Annotated in this window: 18 protein-coding genes and 1 pseudogene; 8 read left to right on the top strand and 11 right to left on the bottom strand. The window is 65.7% G+C overall.

Going from position 1 to position 21,997, the window contains the following annotated elements:
- Positions 1 to 9: 9 nt before the first annotated feature.
- The 8 genes from bioF (at position 10) to F595_RS0110825 (ending at position 9,602) form a co-directional block, all read left to right on the top strand.
- On the top strand, positions 10 to 1,209 hold the full coding sequence (gene bioF / locus F595_RS0110790; protein ID WP_022956888.1) for an 8-amino-7-oxononanoate synthase: 1,200 nt from the start codon (positions 10 to 12) through the stop codon (positions 1,207 to 1,209).
- Positions 1,206 to 2,030 carry a pimeloyl-ACP methyl ester esterase BioH gene (gene bioH / locus F595_RS0110795; RefSeq protein WP_022956889.1) on the top strand — a complete coding sequence of 275 codons (825 nt, stop codon included), beginning with the start codon at positions 1,206 to 1,208 and terminating at the stop codon, positions 2,028 to 2,030. Before bioF ends, bioH begins: the two co-directional genes overlap by 4 nt.
- Positions 2,024 to 2,818 (top strand): methyltransferase domain-containing protein, encoded by a 795-nt coding sequence (locus tag F595_RS14290; RefSeq protein WP_022956890.1) that lies wholly within the window; start codon positions 2,024 to 2,026, stop codon positions 2,816 to 2,818. Before bioH ends, F595_RS14290 begins: the two co-directional genes overlap by 7 nt.
- Positions 2,819 to 2,825: 7 nt before the next feature.
- Positions 2,826 to 3,518 carry a dethiobiotin synthase gene (gene bioD, locus F595_RS0110805; RefSeq protein ID WP_022956891.1) on the top strand — a complete coding sequence of 231 codons (693 nt, stop codon included), beginning with the start codon at positions 2,826 to 2,828 and terminating at the stop codon, positions 3,516 to 3,518.
- Positions 3,519 to 3,762: 244 nt separating this feature from the next.
- Entirely contained in the window at positions 3,763 to 5,550 is a 1,788-nt protein-coding gene (locus tag F595_RS0110810; protein WP_022956892.1) for an acyl-CoA dehydrogenase C-terminal domain-containing protein, read from the top strand.
- A 122-nt stretch (positions 5,551 to 5,672) separates the two neighbouring features.
- On the top strand, positions 5,673 to 7,448 hold the full coding sequence (locus tag F595_RS0110815; RefSeq protein WP_022956893.1) for an acyl-CoA dehydrogenase C-terminal domain-containing protein: 1,776 nt from the start codon (positions 5,673 to 5,675) through the stop codon (positions 7,446 to 7,448).
- Between the two features lie 150 nt (positions 7,449 to 7,598).
- Positions 7,599 to 8,546, top strand: coding sequence for a hypothetical protein (locus tag F595_RS0110820; RefSeq protein WP_156873869.1), 948 nt, complete (start codon positions 7,599 to 7,601; stop codon positions 8,544 to 8,546).
- Positions 8,547 to 8,591: 45 nt separating this feature from the next.
- Positions 8,592 to 9,602 (top strand): hypothetical protein, encoded by a 1,011-nt coding sequence (locus F595_RS0110825; RefSeq protein ID WP_022956895.1) that lies wholly within the window; start codon positions 8,592 to 8,594, stop codon positions 9,600 to 9,602.
- A gap of 1 nt (position 9,603) precedes the next feature.
- Here F595_RS0110825 and F595_RS0110830 read toward each other — a convergent pair whose 3' ends face one another.
- From F595_RS0110830 to accB, 11 genes and pseudogenes are all read right to left on the bottom strand, one after another.
- Positions 9,604 to 11,328, bottom strand: coding sequence for a response regulator (locus F595_RS0110830; RefSeq protein ID WP_084683020.1), 1,725 nt, complete (start codon positions 11,326 to 11,328; stop codon positions 9,604 to 9,606).
- A 74-nt stretch (positions 11,329 to 11,402) separates the two neighbouring features.
- A complete protein-coding gene (locus tag F595_RS14940; protein WP_322782718.1) occupies positions 11,403 to 12,479 on the bottom strand; it encodes a phosphate acyltransferase in 1,077 nt (358 codons plus the stop codon).
- Positions 12,453 to 13,670: pseudogene (locus F595_RS14945) on the bottom strand (malic enzyme-like NAD(P)-binding protein); the annotation flags it as partial. The gene F595_RS14940 and the pseudogene F595_RS14945, both read right to left, overlap by 27 nt.
- Positions 13,671 to 13,877: 207 nt before the next feature.
- Complete coding sequence (gene purD, locus F595_RS0110840; protein WP_022956898.1) at positions 13,878 to 15,167, bottom strand: phosphoribosylamine--glycine ligase; 1,290 nt, start codon at positions 15,165 to 15,167, stop codon at positions 13,878 to 13,880.
- A 352-nt stretch (positions 15,168 to 15,519) separates the two neighbouring features.
- A complete protein-coding gene (gene purH / locus F595_RS0110845) occupies positions 15,520 to 17,118 on the bottom strand; it encodes a bifunctional phosphoribosylaminoimidazolecarboxamide formyltransferase/IMP cyclohydrolase (protein WP_026913518.1) in 1,599 nt (532 codons plus the stop codon).
- Between the two features lie 77 nt (positions 17,119 to 17,195).
- Positions 17,196 to 17,477 (bottom strand): DNA-binding transcriptional regulator Fis, encoded by a 282-nt coding sequence (gene fis / locus F595_RS0110850; RefSeq protein ID WP_022956900.1) that lies wholly within the window; start codon positions 17,475 to 17,477, stop codon positions 17,196 to 17,198.
- A 28-nt stretch (positions 17,478 to 17,505) separates the two neighbouring features.
- Positions 17,506 to 18,507: a tRNA dihydrouridine synthase DusB gene (dusB, locus tag F595_RS0110855; RefSeq protein WP_156873876.1), complete on the bottom strand. Its 1,002-nt coding sequence runs from the start codon at positions 18,505 to 18,507 to the stop codon at positions 17,506 to 17,508.
- Positions 18,508 to 18,515: 8 nt separating this feature from the next.
- Entirely contained in the window at positions 18,516 to 19,073 is a 558-nt protein-coding gene (locus tag F595_RS0110860; RefSeq protein ID WP_022956902.1) for a DUF3426 domain-containing protein, read from the bottom strand.
- Positions 19,074 to 19,101: 28 nt separating this feature from the next.
- Positions 19,102 to 19,995 carry a 50S ribosomal protein L11 methyltransferase gene (gene prmA / locus F595_RS0110865; protein ID WP_022956903.1) on the bottom strand — a complete coding sequence of 298 codons (894 nt, stop codon included), beginning with the start codon at positions 19,993 to 19,995 and terminating at the stop codon, positions 19,102 to 19,104.
- A gap of 161 nt (positions 19,996 to 20,156) precedes the next feature.
- Positions 20,157 to 21,497, bottom strand: coding sequence for an acetyl-CoA carboxylase biotin carboxylase subunit (gene accC, locus F595_RS0110870; RefSeq protein ID WP_022956904.1), 1,341 nt, complete (start codon positions 21,495 to 21,497; stop codon positions 20,157 to 20,159).
- Between the two features lie 15 nt (positions 21,498 to 21,512).
- Entirely contained in the window at positions 21,513 to 21,995 is a 483-nt protein-coding gene (accB, locus tag F595_RS0110875; protein ID WP_022956905.1) for an acetyl-CoA carboxylase biotin carboxyl carrier protein, read from the bottom strand.
- Between the last annotated feature and the right edge of the window lie 2 nt (positions 21,996 to 21,997).

The raw sequence follows: 21,997 nt of genomic DNA on the forward strand, positions 1-21,997 counted from the left end.
GGACTGCACATGAGTCTGCCATCCGCCTGGGCACAGTGGGCCGACGCCGTCATCGCCGAGCGCACGGCTGCCGGCCTGCTGCGCCGTTACCAGACCCTGGCGTCGCCGCAGGGGGCCCGGGTGCTGCGTGACGGGCGCTGGCTGCTGAACTTCTGCAGCAACGACTACCTCGGCCTCGCTGCAGATGCGCGCTTGCGCAGCGCCCTGCAGCAGGCGGTTGCCGATACCGGCGTGGGTGCCGGCGCGTCGGCGCTGGTGTGCGGGCATCACCACGCCCATGATGCCCTTGCCGAAGCCTTGGCGGACTGGCTGGGTGTCGAGTTGGTGCTGCTGTTCGGCAATGGCTACCTGGCCAATCTCGGCGTCCTGCAGGGCCTGGCCGGACGTGACGACGCGATCTTCCAGGATCGTCTCAACCATGCCTCGCTGCTGGATGGCGGCCTGGCGTCGGGTGCCGCGCACCAGCGCTACCGTCATGCTGACGTGGATGATCTGCAGGCACGTCTGCACCGCACGCCGGCGCGCCGCCGTCTTGTCGTCAGTGATGGCGTGTTCAGCATGGATGGCGACATCGCGCCGTTGCCCGACCTGTTGCGGCTGGCACAGACGCACGAAGCCTTGCTGGTGCTGGACGAGGCCCATGCCTTCGGCGTGCTTGGCGAGCAGGGGCGCGGCAGCGTCAGCCACTTCGGGCTGGCGGCGGATGCCGTGCCTCTGCGCGTCGGCACCTTGGGCAAGGCCTTTGGTGTCTACGGTGCCTTCGTGGCCGGGCCGCGCGCATTGCTTGCGGCGCTGCAGCAGCTGGCGCGGCCGGGCATCTACACCACCGCCTTGCCGCCGGCGCTGGCCATGACCACGCTGACTGCACTGCAACTGGTGCGCGACGAGGACTGGCGACGCCAGCATCTGCAGAATCTGGTGCAGCGCCTGCGTGCCGGTCTGCTGGCCCAGGGCTGGACGCTGATGGCCAGCGACACCCCCATCCAGCCGGTGCTGCTGGGCTCTGCCGAGCGCGCGCTGGCGGTCAGCCAGGCCCTCGCGGAGCGCGCCATCTGGGTCGCGGCAATCCGTCCCCCCACCGTGCCCGCCGGTACCGCACGCCTGCGTCTGACGCTGACCGCAACGCACACCGATGCTGATGTCGACGCACTGCTCGATGCCATGGCGCAGCTGGCGCCAGCCCATGCCTGCCTGGAGGATGTTGCGTGACGCACGCCGATTCCCTGACCCTTTACCACGACACCTATGCCTGCACCGGTCCGGCCGGAGCCGCAGCGCCGGAGCTGGTGCTGCTGCATGGCTGGGGCCTGCACTCGGTGGTCTGGGATCCGGTCGTGCCGGATTTGCTCGAGCACTTCCAGGTCACCGTCATCGACCTGCCCGGCATGGGTCGCAGCCCGCTGCCGCGTCAGGGCCTGCAGCGTGATGACCTGGTGCGGCGTCTGCTCGCGGTGGCGCCGGCTCGCGCCGTGTGGATGGGCTGGTCGCTGGGTGGCGAACTGGCGCTGGCGGTCGCCGCGCAGGCGCCCCAGCGTGTGTCGGCGCTGGCGCTGGTCGCCACCAATGCCTGCTTCCTGCAGCGCGAGGACTGGCCCTGTGCCATGCCGGCCGCGGTCTTTCGCCAGTTCAGCGAGCTTTTCGCCGAGGATGGCGACGGCACCCTGTTCCGCTTTCTCGCGCTGCAGTGCCGTGGCTCCGAGCGCATGAAGGAAGACATCCGCTTTCTGCAGGAGATCGTCTACCTGCAGGGGCTGCCTGCGCCCAGGGCGCTGCGCGAGGGGCTGGATCTGCTGGCGGCGCTGGACCTGCGCCATGAGCTTGCGACGCTGCAGCAACCGGTGCAGCTGATTCTCGGCGCCACCGACTACCTGGTGCCGGCGGCTGCCGGCGACGCCCTCAAGGCCCTGCAGCCGACGCTGTCGCTGGCGGTCATCGAGGGCAGCGGGCATGCGCCGTTCCTGGCGCAGCCGGCGCTGTTCCTGGCAGCGTTCCGTGACTTCTGTCGCGAGCGTCTGGCGCTGGCATGCTGACCATGGCCATGACCTGGCAGGCGCGCGTGCAGCGTCGCTTTGATCGTGCGGCGTCGCGCTACGACGCCTGGGCGGGTGCCCAGCAGTCCTGTGTCGACGAGCTGCTGGCGTGGCTGGCCGGGGACATCCGCTGTGCCGGGTGCTGGCTGGATCTGGGCGCCGGCACCGGTCAGCTGGGCCGCCGCCTGCTCAGCCTGCCAGACATGGAGACGGTGCTGGCACTGGACCTCAGTCCCGGCATGCTGGGCATGGCGATGCACGGCAATGCCGGCGCGGCCATACTCCCTGTCTGTGCCGATGCCCTCGCGCTGCCGCTGGCCAGCCATGCGCTGGATGGCGTGGCGAGCAGCTTTGCCCTGCACTGGACCTGTGATCCGCCGCGTGCCTTGAATGAAATCGTGCGCGTACTCAAGCCGGCAGCACCTGCCTGCCTGGCCATTCCGGTATTGGGCAGCCTGCCCGGGCGCCCGGCGGATACCACGCAGGGCTCGGCCCTGCAGCCGCTGGCAGACTGGCGCGACGCGGCGATGGCGTGCGCGGTCATCGAGAAGGAGCGGGTGGTGACCTATGCCGACCATTACCCGCAACCGGATGACTGGCTGGATGCCGTGCGCGCCATGGGCATCACCGCGCGTCATGCCGGCCCTGAAGGCCTGGGCGGACGCCAGCGCCTGGCTGAGCTGCGGGATGGTCTCGAGGCCGTCCGCGAACCTGCCGGCATTCCCTTGCGCTACACCGTCTGGCAGGTACGCCTGAGAGCGCCTGCCAGCACGAACCAGACAGGATGAACAGGGCATGACCTCTGCGTATTTCATTACCGGTACCGACACCGATGTCGGCAAGACCCTGGTGGCGACGGCTTGGTTGCAGGCGGCCAATGAACGCGGTCTGTCGACGCTGGGCCTGAAGCCGGTGGCGGCAGGGTGCGAGCGTACTGCAGAGGGATTGCGCAATGCCGATGCCCTCGCGCTGCACGCGGCCAGCAGTCTGCGCCCGCTGTATTACGAGGAGGTCAATCCGGTGGCGTTGCCGGATGCCTGCTCGCCACATCTGGCGGCGCGCCATGCCGGCCGGCGGCCAACCGTGTCGCAGGTCGTCGGCTTCTGCCGTGGCAGCCTGTCGCGCCGCGCCGGGCTCACCCTGATCGAGGGCGCAGGGGGCTGGCGGGTGCCGCTGAATGACATCGAGTTCATGTCGGCGATTGCGGTCACGCTCAAGCTGCCGGTGGTTCTGGTGGTTGGTGTTCGTCTCGGCTGCCTGAATGCGGCGTTTCTCACGGCAGAGGCCATACGCCGCGACGGACTGGAACTGGCCGGCTGGGTCGCGAATGTGCGTGATCCCGGCATGCTGGCGCTGGACGAGAACATCGCGTCGCTGGCGCAGGGCTTGAAAGCGCCGTGTCTGGGGGTTGTCCCGGTGCTGGAGTCGCCGTCACCGGCAGCCGCGGCGGCATTCTTGACCAACCTGCCCTGGGCCGCAGCGTCTTGACCGGGGCTTGTTCAGCTGTACTGTACAAAACTCCTGTCATCATGATCTCCGGAAACCGTTACAGGGTTTTCGCAAATCGTGAACGGCCAGTCACAAACCAGAGTGTGTTGCTGTTCAGATTTTGACTAAACTCGAGCACTTCTGTCGGAGCCCGTCGCGTGACTGTCGTGATGTCCGGACTCCCTCAGTCAGACGGAACATACATTCCGGGCATAGCCCGGACACTTACCAGAGGTTTGACAACATGGCATTTCAATACAAGGCCCCGCAGCGCGACATGCAGTTCGTCATGCACGACGTACTTGGTCTCGAATCCCTCTATGCCTCGCTGCCGAAGTTTGCCGATACCAACCGCGAGCTGATCGACAGCGTGGTCGAAGCCGGCGCCCAGTTCTGTGAAGGCGAGCTGGCCCCGATCAACCGTTCGGGTGATGAAGAGGGCTGCACCTTCGACAACGGTGTGGTGACCACGCCCAAGGGCTTCAAGGAAGCCTATGCCAAGTATGTCGAACTCGGCTTCGGGGCACTGGCTGCCGAACCGGAACACGGTGGCCAGGGTCTTCCGCCCACCGTCGGCGTCGCCATGAGCGAGATGATGGGTACCGCCAACTGGTCGTTCGGCATGTATCCGGGTCTGTCGCACGGTGCCATCAACACCCTTGAGGAACATGGCACGCCGGAGCAGAAGGAGGTCTACCTGACCAAGCTGATCTCGGGCGAGTGGACCGGCACCATGTGCCTGACCGAGCCGCATGCCGGCTCCGACCTCGGCATCATCCGCACCAAGGCCGAGCCCAACGCTGACGGCTCCTACGCCATCACCGGCACCAAGATCTTCATCTCGGCCGGTGAGCATGACCTCGCCGACAACATCGTGCACATCGTGCTGGCCCGTCTGCCGGATGCGCCAAAGGGCACCAAGGGCATTTCGCTCTTCATCGTGCCCAAGTTCATGCCCAGTGGCGAGCGCAACACCGTGGCCTGCGGCTCCATCGAGCACAAGATGGGCATCAAGGCCTCGGCCACCTGCGTGATGAACTTCGATGCCGCCAAGGGCTTCCTGATCGGCCCGCCCAACCGTGGCCTGAACTGCATGTTCACCTTCATGAACACCGCCCGCATCGGCACCGCCGTGCAGGGTTTGGCCGCTGCCGAAGGCTCCTTCCAGGGCGCCCTCGAATACGCTCGTGACCGTCTCGCCATGCGCGCCCTGACCGGTCCGGCCAACCCCGAGAAGGAAGCCGATCCGATCATCGTGCATCCGGCCGTGCGTCAGATGCTGATGACCCAGAAGGCCTTTGCCGAAGGCGGTCGTCTGCTCTGCTACTGGCTGTCGACCCAGAACGACATCGTTCAGGGATCCACTGACGAAGAAGCTCGCAAGAAGGCTGACGAGCTGCTGTCCTTCCTGACCCCGATCGCCAAGGCCTTCCTCACCGAAGTCGGCTACGAGTCCGCCAACCACGGTGTCCAGGTCTACGGTGGCCACGGCTTCATCCGCGAATGGGGCATGGAGCAGATCGTCCGTGACACCCGCATTGCCCTGCTGTACGAAGGCACCACGCAGATTCAGGCGCTGGACCTGCTGGGCCGCAAGGTGCTGCAGACCCAGGGTGCCATGCTGCGCAACTTCACCAAGATCGTGCACAAGTTCTGCGAAGCCGAGGCTGGCAATGCCGCCATGGCCGAGTTCACCGGTCCGCTGTCCGCGCTCAACAAGGAGTGGGGCGATCTCACGATGCGCATCGGCATGAAGGCCATGCAGAACCCCAACGAGGCCGGTGCTGCCGCAGTCGATTACATGATGTACTCGGGCTACGTCACGCTCGGCTATCTGTGGGCCTGGATGGCGAAGGTCGCCCAGGACAAGATCGCCGCCGGTGAAGGCAACACCGCCTTCTACGAAGCCAAGATCAAGACCGCTCAGTTCTACTTCAAGAAGATCCTGCCGCGCACCAAGGGCCACGTCGATATCATCGACGGCGGTGTCGACGTGCTCATGCAGATGGATGCCGAGTCCTTCGCGTTCTGATCCGACTGAGGTGACACGGACCGGAGCCCGCGCATGCGGGCTTCTGTCCGTCTGCGACATTCCGTTTTCGCCGGTTTCCACGGCTTGACCCGGCGGCAGTGACCGCCCCAGAGAGAATCGACATGCCCGTCTTCAAGGCTCCCCTGCGCGACATGCGCTTCATCCTCGACGAAGTCTTCCAGGCCAGCGACATCTGGTCGCGTCTGCCAGCCCTGGCGGATGTGGATCGCGACACCGTCGATGCCATCCTCGAGGAAGCCGCCAAGTTCAACGAGAACGTGGTGTTCCCGATCAACCGCTCCGGCGACGAGGAAGGTGCCCAGTTCAACAACGGCGTGGTGACCACGCCCGCCGGCTTCAAGGAAGCCTTTGCCCAGTATGGCGAAGGTGGCTGGATCGGTCTTGGTGCCGATCCGCGCTGGGGTGGCCAGGGCATGCCCAAGATGGTCACGGTGATGACGGAAGAGATCCTGTTCGCGGCCAACCCCTCGTTCGCGCTCTACCCGCTGCTCGGCATTGGTGCTGCCCTGGCCATGTCGCAGCACGCCAGCACCGAACTCAACGAGCGCTACCTGCCCAAGATCTACTCGGGCGAATGGGCTGGCACCATGTGTCTGACCGAGCCGCATTGCGGCACCGACCTCGGCATCATGAAGACCCGCGCCGTGCCGCAGGCGGACGGCAGCTTCCAGATCACCGGGACCAAGATCTTCATCACCGGCGGCGAGCACGACCTGACCAGCAACATCGTTCACCTGGTGCTTGCCAAGCTGCCGGATGCGCCGGCCGGATCCAAGGGCATCTCGCTGTTCGTGGTGCCCAAGTTCCTCGTCAACGAGGACGGCTCGCTGGGTGCCCGCAATGCCGTGTCTGCCGGCAACATCGAGCACAAGATGGGCATCAAGGGCTCGGCCACCTGCGTGATGAACTTCGATGGCGCCACCGGCTGGCTGGTCGGTGAGGTCAACAAGGGCCTGGCCGCCATGTTCGTGATGATGAACTACGAGCGTCTGTCCATGGGCCTGCAGGGCATCGGTGCCTCGGAAGTGGCCTACCAGAATGCCGCCGCCTATGCCAAGGACCGCATCCAGGGCCGCTCCGCCCAGGGACCGCAGCAGCCCGAGAAGGCCGCAGACAGCATCCTCGTGCACGCCGACGTGCGACGCATGCTGCTCAAGGTTCGTGCCCACAACGAGGCCGGCCGCTGTTTCGCCATGTATGTCTCCAAGTACCTTGACCTCTCGAAGTACAGCGAGAATGACGCCGAGCGCGTCGCTGCCAATGACATCGTCGCCCTGATGACCCCGGTCGCCAAGGCCTTCCTCACGGATCGTGCCTTTGACGCATGCGTCGAGGCCCAGCAGGTGTTCGGCGGCCATGGCTACGTGCGCGAGTGGGGCATGGAACAGCTCGTACGTGATACCCGTATCGCACAGATCTATGAAGGTGCCAACGGCATCCAGGCGCTTGATCTCGTTGCGCGCAAGCTGGCGGCCAACGGCGGGCGCTTCATCGAGACCTATCTCGCCGAGGTGCGTGCGCTGATTGCCGAGGCAGCCGGAAATCCTGCCCTCGCAGGCTTCGCGCAGGCCACGGCCGCGGCTGCCGATGCGATTGCCGATGCAACCGCGTGGATCCTGTCGGTGGTGCGTGAGCGTCCCAACGAGCTCAGCGGCAGCTCGGTGGACTTCCTGCATGCCTTCGGTCTGCTCTGCTACGCGCACATGTGGCTGCTCATGGCCCGTGCCGCGGCCGCCGGTGACACGCCGTTCCACGCCGACAAGCTCGCCGTGGCGCGCTTCTTCTTCGGTCGCACGCTGCCTGAGCTGCACAGCCGGGTTGCCGCCGTGAAGGCAGGTTCAGACGACATCATGGCACTGGATGCCGCGAGCTTCTGAGCGCCTCGCTGAATGGTCAGGAAAGAGCCCCGCAAGGGGCTTTTTCTTGACAAAATCCTGACAACCAACCGACAGAACTCACTCGACGCCGGCGCCGCAGTTGTGCAAGCCTGAAACCGTGTGCTCGTGCACCCGTGTCGGAGGGCTGTCATGACTGGCTGGCTGGCTGGAACTGTCCGTGCGATTCCTTTGTGTCTGGCGGCTGTCGGCGCGCACGCTGCGGCAGAGCCGCCCTGCATCGAGCGGGATGCCAAGGGCGATTTCCTCGGCTGGGCCGACTACCCGCACTGTCTGGTCGACCTGCACTCGCAATCCACCGTGCGCTGGCTGGATGACTGGTTCGGTCATCCGGACGTCGAGGACCAGGCCAAGGTGTCGATGCGGGCCATCACCGAGCTGGTGATCGACGAGGAGGGCGAGCTCACCCCGGCCTTGCGTGTGCGTGCCAAGGTCAGGTTGCCGAGAATCAGCAAGCGCCTGTCGCTGGTGTTCGAGGACGAATCCCAGGAGTCCAGCCGCGAGCAGGGCATTCCCACTGTCAACGAGTCGGCGCTGGCCTTGCGCTGGCTGGCCTACAACCTTGATCGCCTGCAGATCGAGACCGATGCCGGGGTGCGCTCCGGTCCTGACCTGTTCGTGCGCGCGCGCTTCCGCAAGACCTGGTCGCTGGGCGAGCACGATGCCATCCGCTTTTCGCAGAGCGCGCGCTACAGCGTCGACGAGCGTCTGCGCGCGATCAACGAGATCGACTACACCCATGCCTTCAGCGCAAAGCGTGCCGGTACCCTGTATCACAACCTCGATCACCAGGAAGAGGACAGCGACCAGGGGCTGTTCTGGTCTCGTGGCGGCCTGATCAGCCAGACGCTCAGCCATCATGCGGCGGTGTCGGCCGGTCTCGGGCAGGAAGGGGTTACCAAGCCGGAGTGGCAGACCGAAAGCCGCTCCCTGTGGCTGCGCTACCGTCAGCGCATCTGGCGCGACTGGCTGTTCTACGAGGTTGAGCCCCGACTGACGCAGACGCGGGCGCGCGACTGGGATACATTACCCGCTATTGCACTGCGTCTCGAAGTACACTTCGGTTCTCAACGCCCGTGATGCCGGCTCCTGATCGAGCCGGCTGCCGTTTCTGCTGGTTGGATTATGACTTCTGCTGCCTTCATTCCGCGCGAGCCGGTGCTGACCGGCGGCTTCGATCAGTACGTCCGCTGGGGTCTTGACCCGCACAGCGGGCAGGCCTTCTGGCTGCGTCAGCAGACCTGCAGTCGCGTGCTGGGCCAGCCGCAAACCATGGAAGTGACCCTGGCCACCTTCCAGCGCAATGGTCGTCGCAGCGAGCTGGTGCATGACAGCGAGCGCCTGTCTCGCCTGCATCGCCGTCAGTGGCGCCAGCACGGACAGTGGGATGTGCTGCAGCACAACTGGAGCAGTGGCAGCTACCTGGCCGAGCGCGAGCAGCAGGTGCAAAGCCGGCTGTTCACGCCGGAGGGACTGGGCAATTGTCGTCTGCAGTCGCTGTCGGCGGCAGAGGCACCGCATCTGCTCGACTGGCCTCTGGGCAGCGTGCACTGGCAGCCCATGAGCTGGCGTGGCGAGGCTGCCGCCCAGGCGCTGGGCGTTTCCGGCAGCTTCCAGGGCGGCACCTGGCAGGCCTGGGGGCGCATGACCACGCCAGGCATGGCCTGGGTGCAGGCCGTGCACTTCACGGACCGTCCCGGTGTCAGCTTTCTCGGCATCGGTCAGACCCTGGCGGCGCAATGGCAGCAGTCCGAGCCGCTCTCGTTGAGCGTCGCCACGCTGCAGCTGGAAGAGGAGGTGATCCAGTTCGATCGCTGGTGGCCGGGCCCCACCGTCGATGCCCCGCGTCTCGACAACTATCGCTGGATGGCCACGCTGGTGAATGCGCGCTACCGCCTTCAGGTTCTTTGCGATGGCGGAAACTCCCGTCTGCAGCCCTGGCTGGCCATGAACGACGCGGTACCCGGTGGTGGTCTCCGGGTGCTCAAGATGACTCCGTTCGCCAGTCTCAAGCTGCGCCTGTTCGCGCGTGGCAGCGACATTCCCCTGCGTGAGCTGGTGGCGCCACATTGTCTGCTGATGACGGCGTTGCCGGGCAATGACATCAACCCCGACGGGCCGCGCGCCATCGCCTGAGTCAGCGCTTGGCGGCGCGTGTGGCGGAACCTGTCCAGGTCAGGATGGCGTTGCGCAGCGTGCGCATGTCCACCGGCTTGGCAATGAAGTCATTCATCCCGGCATCCAGCGCCTGGGCCCGCTGCTCGTCCGAGACGTGTGCGGTCACGGCGAGAATGGGCAGCGGCCGCCGGTGCAGCTCGCGCTCGCGCTGACGCCAGACTTGGGTGGTGGACAGCCCGTCGAGCTCGGGCAGGTCGCAGTCCATCAGCACCATGTCCAGCGCCTCATGCTCCATCAGCGACAAGGCAATCATGCCGTTCTCGGCGGTCAGCGTGTCTATGCCCTGCTTGCGCAGCAGGCCGACAATGACCTGACGCACCCAGGGGTTGTCCTCCACCAGCAGGATGCGCAAGGGCAGGCGCAGGCTCTGGCTGTCGATATCGGGAACATCCGTCCGGATGCGGACCTCCTCGTCTGCCGGCTGACGCACCGCAGGGGGCTCGATGGTCGCTGCCGGGGCGCTGACCCGGGTGTCAGTGCGTGACAGTGCCAGCAGCAGCAGGCAGCTGTGCAGCAGGTGGAACGGCAGCAGCCACTGATAAGGCTCGAAGGGAATCAGCAGCTGTCCGGTCAGCGACAGCGTCAGGGCATTGCGCGACACCAGCAGCAGGGCACTGGCCCAGAAGATCAGGTTGATGCCCTGTCCGGACTGACGTATGGCCGGAATGCAGGCCATGGCCATGACGATGCCGGGTAGCATGGAGACCAGCGTGAGCAGCGCCAGCGCATGCTGACGCTCCAGCACGACGCTGAGCATGAGGGCGATGGCCAGCGCAGCCTGGGTCAGCAGCAGGGCGTGATGCCAGAACGCCGTCAGCAGCTTGCGCTCGCTGAGCAAGGTCAGCACGAACCAGACGATGCTCATCTGCAGCAGCATCATGCACAGCTGCATGAGGCCGTGCTGAATGGTTGGAATGTCCAGCCACCAGGTGCTGGGCACGCCTCGATCGGTGAGCGCGCTGATCACCACCAGCAGCTGGATCAGGGTGAAGCTGGCGAGCAGGCTCCTGGAGTGCCGGCCGCCGTTGAGCAGCAGCAATGCGGCCGCCAGCGCCAGCGTCATGCCCAGGGCCATGCCATGCCAGCTTGACTGCCGCTGTGCCGCACTCAGGCTGGCCATTGGCGTCGACAGGGTGACGGCGGTATTGAGGGCATAGTCCGACTTGAGCTGGAACAGCAGTTCGGAGTCCCCCGGCGGGATGTGTACCCGGAAGGCATAGCCCAGGTGGTCGGGATCGCCGTTGCGGCCCTGATTGCTGGTGCCGGCCTTGCGCCACTGCCAGTTTCCATCGGCGTTGCGCGCATAGAGGCCGATCTGCCCGAGGGTGGCGCGGCTGAACTCCAGCAGACGTTCTTCTGCCTTGCCGGGGTTGTGCAGACGAAGGCGGAACCACCAGGTCTGGCCGCTGAAGCCGAGGTTGATGCGGTCGGTAAGGTGGGGCTGCCAGAGTGTTCGGGTATCCGGGGTGTTTCTGCCCAGCAGCTCCGAGGGCATCAGGTCCTCATCCAGCGTGGCAAAGTGGTCGAGCCAGCGCCCGAGCGCCACGCGTTCCGCATCGGCAGACAGCACCAGACGCTTTTCCGCCGCCGGCAGCGAGCTGCTGGCGAGCAGCATCAGACCGAACAGTGCAAGCCAGGTCAGGCATGAGGTCAGGCGTGAGGACAAGGCGGACTGGTTTGTCATGTCGGAAGACTACACCAGGCCGGCAGGGAAGGGCAGCTGCCCGGCCCCGAGTCGCTCGGGGCCGGGATGGCGGGTCAGCCGCGCGCGGCGGCCTCTGCGACGGTCAGCGCAGTCATGTTGACGATGCGGCGCACGGTGCAGCTCGGCGACATGATGTGTACCGGCTTGCTGGCGCCCAGCAGGATGGGGCCGACGGTGACGCCATTGCCGCTGGCGGTCTTGAGCAGGTTGAAGGAGATGTTGGCGGCATCGATGTTGGGCATGATCAGCAGGTTGGCCGAGCCCTTGAGACGCGAGTTCGGGAAGACCCGGTTGCGGATGTGCTCGTCGAGCGCCGCATCGCCATGCATCTCGCCTTCGACTTCCAGTTCCGGCGCGCGATCCTGCAGCAGCTGGAACACCTCGCGCATCTTGCGTGCGCTGGGCGTGTCCTCGTTGCCGAAATTGGAATGCGACAGCAGCGCGACTTTCGGGGTGATGCCGAAGTTGCGCACTGCTTCGGCGGCAAGCAGCGTCATGTCGGCCAGCTCTTCCGCGCTCGGATCAGGGTTGACGTAGGTGTCGGCGATGAACAGGGTGCGGTCCTGCAGCATCAGCACGTTCATGGCCGCGAAGGCCTTGGCGCCGGGACGCAGGCCGATGGTGCGACGCACGTAGCTCAGGTGCAGGCCGTAGTTGGCAAAGGAGCCGCAGATCATGCCGTCGGCGTGACCGAACTCCACCAGCAGGGCACCGATCAGCGTGGTGCGCCGGCGCGCCTCGCGCTTGGCCAGTTCCTCGCCGACGCCGCGACGCTCCAGCGTGCGGTGGTAGTGCTGCCAGAACTGCTCGTACTGCGGGTAGTTGTCCTGGTCGACGATCTCGATCTCGGAGCCTGCGCGCACGCGCAGCCCGAGGTGCTCGATGCGTTCCGTGATGACACCGGGGCGTCCCACCAGAATGGGGCGCGCCAGGCCTTCATCGACGATGATCTGCACGGCACGCAGCACGCGGTCATCCTCGCCTTCACAGAACACCACGCGCTTGGGCTGCTGCTTGGCCTTCGCGTACACCGGCTTCATGATGAAGGCCGAGTTGTAGACGAATTCGGACAGGCGCTGGCGGTAGGCGGCGAAGTCGGTGATCGGGCGTGTGGCGATGCCGCTGTCCATGGCGGCCTGGGCGACAGCCGGGGCAATCGCCATGATCAGGCGCGGATCCAGCGGACGCGGAATGATGTAGTCGCGACCGAAGCGCAGACTTTCGCCGAGCACCGCATCGGCAGACTCGGCGTGCGCCATGCGAGCGATCGCGTGCACGCAGGCAATCTTCATGGCCTCGTTGACGGTGGTGGCACCGGAGTCCAGCGCGCCGCGGAAGATATAGGGAAAGCAGAGCGCGTTGTTGACCTGGTTCGGGTAGTCCGAGCGACCGGTGGCCATGATGGCATCCGGACGAGCGGCCTTGGCAATCTCCGGCAGGATTTCCGGGGTCGGGTTGGCGAGCGCGAAGATGATGGGGTCGCGAGCCATCTGCTTGACCATGTCCTGCGACACGATCCCGGCCGTGGACAGGCCGAGGAACATGTCGGCACCGGCGAACAGGTCCTCCAGGGTACGGGCATCGGTCTTCTGGGCGAAGCGCTGCTTGCTTTCATCCAGGCCGCTGCGCTCGCTGTGGATCACGCCCTTGGAGTCGGTCACGAAGATGTTTTCGCGGCGCGCGCCCAGGGAGATCAGCAGCTCGAGACAGGAAATGGCGGCGGCGCCAGCCCCGGAGCAGACGATGCGGATGTCCTCGATCTTCTTGTCGACCAGTTTGAGGGCATTGAGCAGGCCAGCGCCGACAATGATCGAGGTACCGTGCTGGTCATCGTGGAAGACCGGAATCTTGCAGCGTTCGCGCAGCTTTTTCTCGACGTAGAAGCATTCCGGTGCCTTGATGTCCTCGAGGTTGATGCCACCGAAGGTCGGCTCCAGAGACGCGATGATGTCGACCAGCTTCTCGGGGTCGCGCTCGTTGATCTCGATGTCGAAGACATCGATGCCGGCGAACTTCTTGAACAGCACGCCCTTTCCTTCCATCACCGGCTTCGAGGCCAGCGGTCCGATGTCGCCCAGGCCGAGCACGGCGGTGCCATTGGTGATCACGGCAACCAGGTTGCCACGGGCGGTGTAGCGGGAAACGGTGGAGGGGTCGCGCTCGATTTCCTCGCAGGGCGCGGCGACGCCAGGCGAGTAGGCCAGTGCCAGGTCACGCTGGTTGCTCAGCTGCTTGCTGGGCGTGACGCTGATCTTGCCGGGCTGGGGAAACTCGTGGTAGTCGAGTGCCGCTTTGCGCAGTGCCTCATCCATAGTGTCTCTCGCTTGTACGGGGTGCTGTTATCAAGCGCCGGAGTATAGCATCGGCGTCCAGTACGCGGGTTATACAGGGCCGTTTCCGTCCGACTGACGGGTCTCGCTTTGGTGGCAGGCAGGCGCGTCCATGCTGGCGCCTGAGGATACGTGAAACGGAGGCATGAAAAAGCCCTCCGGAGAGGGCTTTCAGGTGCTGCCGGCAGTGTCGGGCGGTCAGCCGCGACCCTGTTCTCGCGCCACCGCACGGTAGCCAATGTCGCTGCGGTGGTATTCGCCCGTCCAGCTCACCTTCGCCACTTCGGCATAGGCGGCCGCCTGGGCTTCCGAAACCGTCGCACCGAGGCCGGTGGCGCAGAGCACGCGGCCGCCGCTGGTCACCACCTCGCCATCCTTCAGCGCGGTGCCGGCATGGAAGACCTTGGCATCCGCCGCTTCCTGGCCGAGGCCGCTGATCACGTCACCCTTGCGGATGTCGCCGGGATAGCCGCCGGCAGCCATGACCACGCCCAGCGCCGCACGCGGGTCCCAGTCGGCCTCGATCCGGTCCAGTTCACCGGCGATGCCGGCTTCCACCAGTGCCACCAGCGAGCTGCGCAGGCGCATCATCACCGGCTGCGTCTCGGGGTCGCCGAAGCGGCAGTTGAACTCGATTACGCGCGGCGCGCCGCTGTCGTCGATCATCAGGCCGGCGTACAGGAAGCCGGTGTAGGGATGGCCTTCGCTGATCATGCCGTTGACGGTCGGCATGATGACCTCGCGCATCACGCGCGCATGCACCTCGGCTGTCACCACCGGGGCCGGCGAGTAGGCGCCCATGCCGCCGGTGTTGGGGCCGGTGTCGGCATCGCCGATGCGCTTGTGATCCTGGCTTGTGGCCATGGCGAGGGCATTCCTGCCATCGACCATGACGATGAACGAGGCTTCCTCGCCCTCCAGGAACTGCTCGACCACGACGCGCGCGCCGGCCGAGCCGAACTTGTTGCCCGCCAGCATGTCGATGATGGCTTCTTCCGCCTCGGCCAGCGTCATGGCGACGATGACGCCCTTGCCGGCGGCCAGGCCGTCAGCCTTGATCACGATGGGCGCACCTTTCTCGCGCACGTAGGCGAGGGCGGCATCGGTATCGGTGAAGACCTGGTAGAACGCGGTCGGGATGTCGTGGCGTGCCAGGAAATCCTTGGCAAAGGCCTTGGAACCCTCGAGCTGGGCGGCGTGCTGGGTCGGACCCCAGATCTTCAGGCCGGCGGCACGGAAGGCATTGACCACGCCGTTGACCAGCGGGGCTTCCGGGCCGACCACGGTCAGCGCAATGCCTTCCGACTGCGCGAACGCGACCAGGGCTGCGTTGTCGAGGATGTCCAGCGCCACGTTGCGGCACTTGGCTTCGGTCGCGGAGCCGGCGTTGCCGGGGGCGACGAAGACCGTCTCGACGCGGGGATCCTGGGCCAGTTTCCAGGCCAGGGCATGTTCACGGCCACCGGAGCCGAGCAGCAGAATCTTCATGTTTCTCATCGCCTTGTTCAGGGGCCTTGCTGTTGCGGTGTGGCGGGGTACGTGGAAGACGCCGTGAACCCGTCCCTGGGGGCTCGCATGCGCCATCCATGGCGCATGACGCTTCCACGTACCCCGCCACACCGCAGCAGCAGGGCCGAGGTCAATTCGTTGCACCCGCTCGATGACGTTTCGGCGAGGCGCGGTGGTCAGTTCAAGGCACGGACACGTGCCGAGGTTGCCGGGTGGTGCCAGTCACTGTCCGGGACATCGTGCGCCATGGATGGCGCACGAGAGCCTACAAGGACGTACTCGCGGCGGTCCCGGACAGTGACTGGCACCATCCGGCAGCCGCTCCTCTCGATCAGTGTCGGAAATGCCGCATGCCCGTGAACACCATGGCGATGCCGGCTTCGTCAGCCGCCGCGATCACCTCGGCGTCACGCATCGAGCCGCCCGGCTGGATGATGGCCGCAATGCCTGCCTTGGCGGCATTGTCGATGCCGTCGCGGAACGGGAAGAAGGCATCCGAGGCCATCACGGCACCCTGCACCTGCAGGCCGGCGTGCTCGGCCTTGATGGCGGCGATGCGCGCGGAGTTGACGCGGCTCATCTGGCCGGCACCAACGCCCACGGTCTGGCGGTTCTTCGCGTACACGATGGCATTGGACTTCACGTACTTGGCGACCTTCCAGGCGAAGATCAGGTCGTGGATCTCGGCTTCGGTCGGCGCGCGCTTGGTCACGATCTTGAGATCGCTGTCCTTGATCATGCCCAGGTCCTGATCCTGCACCAGCAGGCCGCCGGTGACGCGTTTGAAATCCCACTGCGTGGCGCGCGAGGTGATGTCAGGCAGAGCACCGCAGGTCAGCACGCGCACGTTCTGCTTGGCGGCGGTCACGGCCAGGGCTTCCGCGGTCACGCTGGGGGCGATGATGACTTCGACGAACTGGCGGTCGACGATGGCCTTGGCGGTGTCGGCATCGAGTTCGCGGTTGAAGGCGATGATGCCGCCAAACGCCGATTCCGGGTCGGTGGCGTAAGCCAGGTCATAGGCCTTGCGGATGCCGCCTTCGGCATCCGGCACCACGGAGACGCCACAGGGGTTGGCGTGCTTGACGATGACGCAGGCCGGCTTGGCGAAGCTCTTCACGCATTCCAGGGCGGCATCGGTGTCAGCGATGTTGTTGTACGACAGCTCCTTGCCTTGCAGCTGCTTCGCGGTGGCAACCGAGGCCTCCTTGGGCGCGGCTTCCCTGTAGAAGGCGGCACGCTGATGCGGGTTCTCGCCGTAGCGCAGATCCTGGGCCTTGAAGAACTGGGTGTTGAAGGTGCGCGGGAAGGTATCGCGGGCAGCCAGGTCGCCCTTGGTCGAGCCAACCAGACCGCCGAGGTAGTTGGCGATCATGCCGTCGTAGCCGGCAGTGTGCTCGAAGGCCTTCACGGCCAGGTCGAAGCGGGTTTCGTACGACAGGCCGCCGGTGGCCTTCACTTCGGCCAGCACGGTGTCGTAGTCCGACGCGTTCACCACGATGCCGACATGGGCGTGGTTCTTGGCAGCCGAGCGCACCATGGTCGGGCCACCGATGTCGATGTTCTCGATGGCGTCAGGCAGCGTGCAGTCAGCCTTGGCGACGGTGGCAGCGAAGGGGTAGAGGTTGACCACCACCAGGTCGATGCCGCCGATGCCGTGCGCGGCCATGACCGCGTCATCCTGGCCGCGACGGCCGAGAATGCCGCCATGAATCTTGGGGTGCAGCGTCTTCACGCGGCCGTCCATCATTTCCGGGAAGCCGGTGTAGTCGGAGACCTCGGTCACCGCCACGCCCTCGCTCTGCAGCAGCTTGAAGGTGCCGCCGGTGGAGAGCAGGTGGACGCCGGCGGCAGCCAGCTCGCGGGCAAAGGCAACAATGCCGGTCTTGTCGGAAACGCTGATCAGGGCGCGCTGCACACGTTGGGTCATGTTCGGGCTCGGGTCGTGCTGAGGAGTATGAAAAGAAACGCCCGGACCATCACGATCCGGGCGTCGTCTGCCGGCTGTCAGTTCATCAGGCCGTGTTGCTTGAGCTTCTTGCGCAGCGTGCCGCGATTGAGGCCGAGAATCTCGGAAGCGCGAGTCTGGTTGCCGCGCGTGTACTCAAGGACCACTTCCAGCAGCGGGGTTTCCACCTCGGCGAGGACCATGTCGTAGACCTCGGTCGCACGTTCGCCATCCAGATGGGCAAAGTAGTTGCGCATGGCAAGCTCGACATGGTCGCGCAGGGTCTGGTTGGGGCGGGTGCTGGTGCTGGTCAGCGGTTTCTTGATGACGGACATGTCCATGCGTGTAACTCTCGAAAGTGTGCGGGTGTCAGGCGGCGGCCACGGGCCGCCGGTCGTCGACCCGGCGCAAAAAATACTCGCTGACCAGCGCGATCTGCTGGTCAGCCTCGGTCATGGCATTGAACTGCCGGCTGAGCGCACGGCCCTCCGGCAACGTGTCGGCATACCAACCCAGGTGCTTGCGTGCGAAGCGGACACCCAGGTGCTCACCGTAGAAGGCATGCAGGCTGCGCAGATGGCACAACACGATGTCACCGCATTCCTCCAGGGTGGGAGGAGGCAGTGAGTTGCCGGTTCTCAGGAAGTGAGCGATTTCACGGAACACCCATGGACGGCCATGGGCACCGCGTCCGACCATAATACCATCGCAACCGGTGTGCTCAAATACTCGCCGCGCCTTTTCCGCAGTGTCGATGTCGCCATTGGCCAGCACCGGAATGCTCACCGCCCGCTTGATGGCGGCGATGGTGTCGTATTCGGCCTCGCCGAGGTACTTGTCCGCGCGCGTGCGGCCATGAATGGACAGCATGCGGATGCCGGCCTGTTCGGCAATCTTCGCGATGGTGACGCCGTTGCGGTTGTCGCGGTTCCAGCCGGTACGCGTCTTCAGTGTCACCGGCACGTCCACGGCGGCAACCACGGCATGCAGGATGCGCTTGACCAGGGCCTCGTCCTGCATCAGGGCGGAGCCGGCGAGGCGATTGCAGACCTTCTTGGCCGGACAGCCCATGTTGATGTCGATGATCTCGGCGCCGCGAGCGACGTTCTGACGTGCGGCCTCGGCCAGCATATCGGGGTCGTAGCCAACAATCTGCACGGTGACCGGTCCCGGTTCGCCGCTGTGGTCAAGGCGGAAGCGTGACTTGTCGGTGTGCCAGAGACGGGTCTCGGATGACACCATCTCGGACACCACATGACCGGCGCCCAGCGACCGGCAGAGTTGCCGGAAGGGGCGGTCGGTGACCCCGGCCATGGGGGCCAGCGCCAGCGGCGTCTCGATCTGGTGCGGACCGAGCATGAGCGGTTGCAGGAAGCTCATCAGGGCTGCGGCGTCAAGGCGGCGCTGGCGAACGCCGGGTAGCTGCCATCAGCCGCCGCGCGCTGGCGAATGCCCACCTGTATCTGCACCGGCTGCTCGCCTTCCAGCAGGTCAACGGCGCCGGAGGCAGGCAGGTAGTCCGACGGCATCAGCTGGCGCGAGCCCACGATGTCGCCGGCCTCGTTCTTCATCTGCAGTTCAAGCACGGGCCAGGGCTGCAGGATGCGCGCGGAGTGCATGAGCACGGCACTGACCTGCCAGACGCCAGGCGTGGCGGCATCCGCCACCAGGTCGACTCGGCTGGTTTGCCAGACGTCACGCAGGACGGGGCGCTCCAGGCTGCTGCCCAGCGCGGTCACCACCGGTGTCAGAACCTGGCGCACACCGGGATGCGCCAGCCAGAGCGGGCGCAGCAGCCAGAGCAGCTGTGCCGCGATCAGCAGCAGGCCGAGCAGGAGCAGCCAGGACAGGCGCCGTGAGGGCGGGGTGGTGGTTGTCGCTTGCGGTGCCGTCAGGGGCGTGCCCGGGCGTGTGCCGGTGCTGGTGATCTCTGCCATGGCGCGTCCCCTCTCGTTCAATCCGGTTTCAGTGTCGACGGCCGGACAGGCGGCACCAGTCCTCGTCGCGGGTGGCGAGGCCGTCCATGTCGCACCACTGGCTATAAATAGCGCGTAATTCGTCCACTTGCGACAGGATGATGCCAGACAGCGCGATCTCGCCGCCGGATCGCAGCAGCCCGGTCAGGGTCGGCGCCAGCATGCCCAGCGGGCCGGCGAGAATGTTGGCGACCACGACATCGGCCCCCTGGCCATGGTTGAAGTCGGCAGGGAAGTCCTCGGGCATGAACATCTTGACGCGCTCGGCCACGCCGTTGCGCTCGGCATTGTCGCGGGTCGCGGTCAGCGCCTGCGGATCGAGGTCGACGCACCAGGCTTCGCGGGCACCCAGCAGCAGGGCGGCCACGGCGAGGATGCCGGAGCCGCAGCCGTAGTCGACAACGACCTTGTCCTTGAGGTCCAGACCATCCAGCCACTCCAGACACAGCGCGGTGGTCTGGTGGGTGCCGGTACCGAAGGCCAGGCCCGGATCCAGCAGCAGGTTGATGGCGTCGGGGCGCGGGGGGGGCGTCCAGCTCGGTACCACCCAGAGGCGGTCACCGAAGCACATGGGGTGGTAGTTGTCCATCCAGGCGCGTTCCCAGTCCTTGTCCTCCAGCACCTCGATGCGGTGTGGTGGCAGGGCATGGCCGAGCTCGGCCTCCATGAACTCGACCACGGCATCCATCTCGGAGTCGACCACGAACAGGCCGATTACACGGGTTGCGTCCCACAGCGGCTGTGCCCCGGGCGGTGGTTCCAGCAGGGGCTGATCCGCGGAGTCCTCCATCAGCACGGCGGCCGCCCCCACGGTCTCCAGCAGGGCTTCGTACTGAGGCGCATGCGCCTTCTGGGTCTCGATCTTGAGTTGCAGCCAGGACATTCGCGGGCTCCTTGGAAAAGACCGCGAAGTGTAGTCGTCTTGCTGGCGATTTTGTAGTCAGACGCTGGTCTGAAAAGGTATGAAAAAGGGGTTGTGCCCTGGGGCTGATGTCTGACGGAAGACATCAGCCCCAGGGCACAACCCCTTGACGCAGGCGGGTGTCAGCCCAGGCCCAGCTTCTTCTCCAGGTGATGGATGTCCACGCCGCCCTTGAGAAAGGCTTCATCGTTGAGGATGACGTCACGGTGCAGCGAGATGTTGCTCTTGATGCCGTCGACCACGATCTCGTCGAGCGCGTTGCGCAGGCGGCGCAGGGCCACGTCGCGGCTCGGGCCGTAGGCGATGAGCTTGCCGATCAGCGAGTCGTAGTTGGGCGGCACGCTGTAGCCGGAGTACAGGTGCGAGTCCATGCGGATGCCGGGGCCGCCGGGGGCGTGGTAGTAGTTGACCTTGCCGGGGCAGGGCATGAAGGTGCGCGGATCCTCGGCATTGATCCGGCTTTCCACGGCATGCCCGCGTAGCGTGATCTGGTCCTGGGTCACCGACAGGCCGAGGCCGGCGGCGACGCGCAGCTGTTCCTGGATGATGTCGACGCCGGTGATCATCTCGGTGACCGGATGCTCGACCTGCACGCGCGTGTTCATCTCGATGAAGTAGAAACGCTCGTTCTCGTAGAGAAACTCGAAGGTGCCGGCGCCGCGATACTTCATCTGCTCGCAGGCACGCACGCAGGCGGCATAGACCTCCTCGCGGATATGCTGCGGAATGCCGGGTGCCGGTGCCTCCTCGACCACTTTCTGGTGGCGGCGCTGCAGCGAGCAGTCGCGGTCGAAGAGGTGGATGGCTTTGCCTTCGCCGTCGCCGATGATCTGGATCTCGACATGGCGTGGATGGATCAGGAACTTCTCCATGTACACGGTGTCGTCACCGAAGGCGGCACCGGCTTCGGCCTTGGTGATGGCCAGCGCGTTCAGCACCTCGTGTTCTTCGTAGACCACGCGCATCCCGCGGCCACCCCCGCCGGCAGCTGCCTTGATGATGATCGGCAAACCGATCTTGCGTGCCATCTCGAGGGCGTCATCAGCGGTCACGGCGCCATCCGAGCCCGGCACGGTGGGCACGCCGGCCGCCTTCATGGCCACGATCGCTGACACCTTGTTACCCATCATGCGGATGGATTCGGCGCGCGGACCGATGAACCTGAAACCGGACTTCTCGACCGCGTCGGCGAAGTCGGCGTTTTCGGCGAGGAAGCCGTAGCCGGGGTGTATGGCCTGGGCGTCGGTGACTTCCGCCGCCGAGATCAGCGCCGGAATATTGAGGTAGGAGTCCTTGCTAGGCGCCGGACCGATGCACACGGCCTGGTCGGCAAGACGCACGTGCAGCAGGTCGCGGTCGGCCTTGGAGTAGACCGCCACGGTCTTGATGCCGAGCTCCTTGCAGGCGCGCAGGATGCGCAGCGCAATTTCGCCACGGTTGGCGATGACCACCTTGTCCAGCATGTCGGTGATCTCCGCTTAGACGATGGTGAACAGCGGCTGGTCGTATTCCACCGGCTGGCCGTCCTCGACCAGGATGCTCTCGATGACGCCGCCCTTGTCCGCCTGGATCTGGTTCATCATCTTCATGGCCTCGATGATGCAGATGGTGTCACCCGGCTTGACCGTGGCACCGATCTCGACGAAGCGGGCGGAGCCGGGAGCCGGCGAGCGGTAGAAGGTGCCAACCATGGGCGAGCGCTGAACATGACCATTGGTGGAGGGTTCGCTGGCGGCCGGAGCCGTGCCCTTGGTGCTGGCAGCAGCGGGAGCGGGCGCCGGCGCCGGTGCGGCAATCGGGGCCGGCATGGCGGCGGCTGCCGGCGGCAGGCTGTAGCTGACCGCGTTCGGTGCCCTGTTGCGGGCGATGCGTACCGATTCCTCGCCTTCGGTGATTTCCAGCTCGTCGATGCCGGACTCTTCCACCAGCTCGATCAGCTTCTTGATCTTGCGAATGTCCATGA

This window comes from Perlucidibaca piscinae DSM 21586, from assembly GCF_000420045.1.
Lineage (GTDB): Bacteria > Pseudomonadota > Gammaproteobacteria > Pseudomonadales > Moraxellaceae > Perlucidibaca > Perlucidibaca piscinae.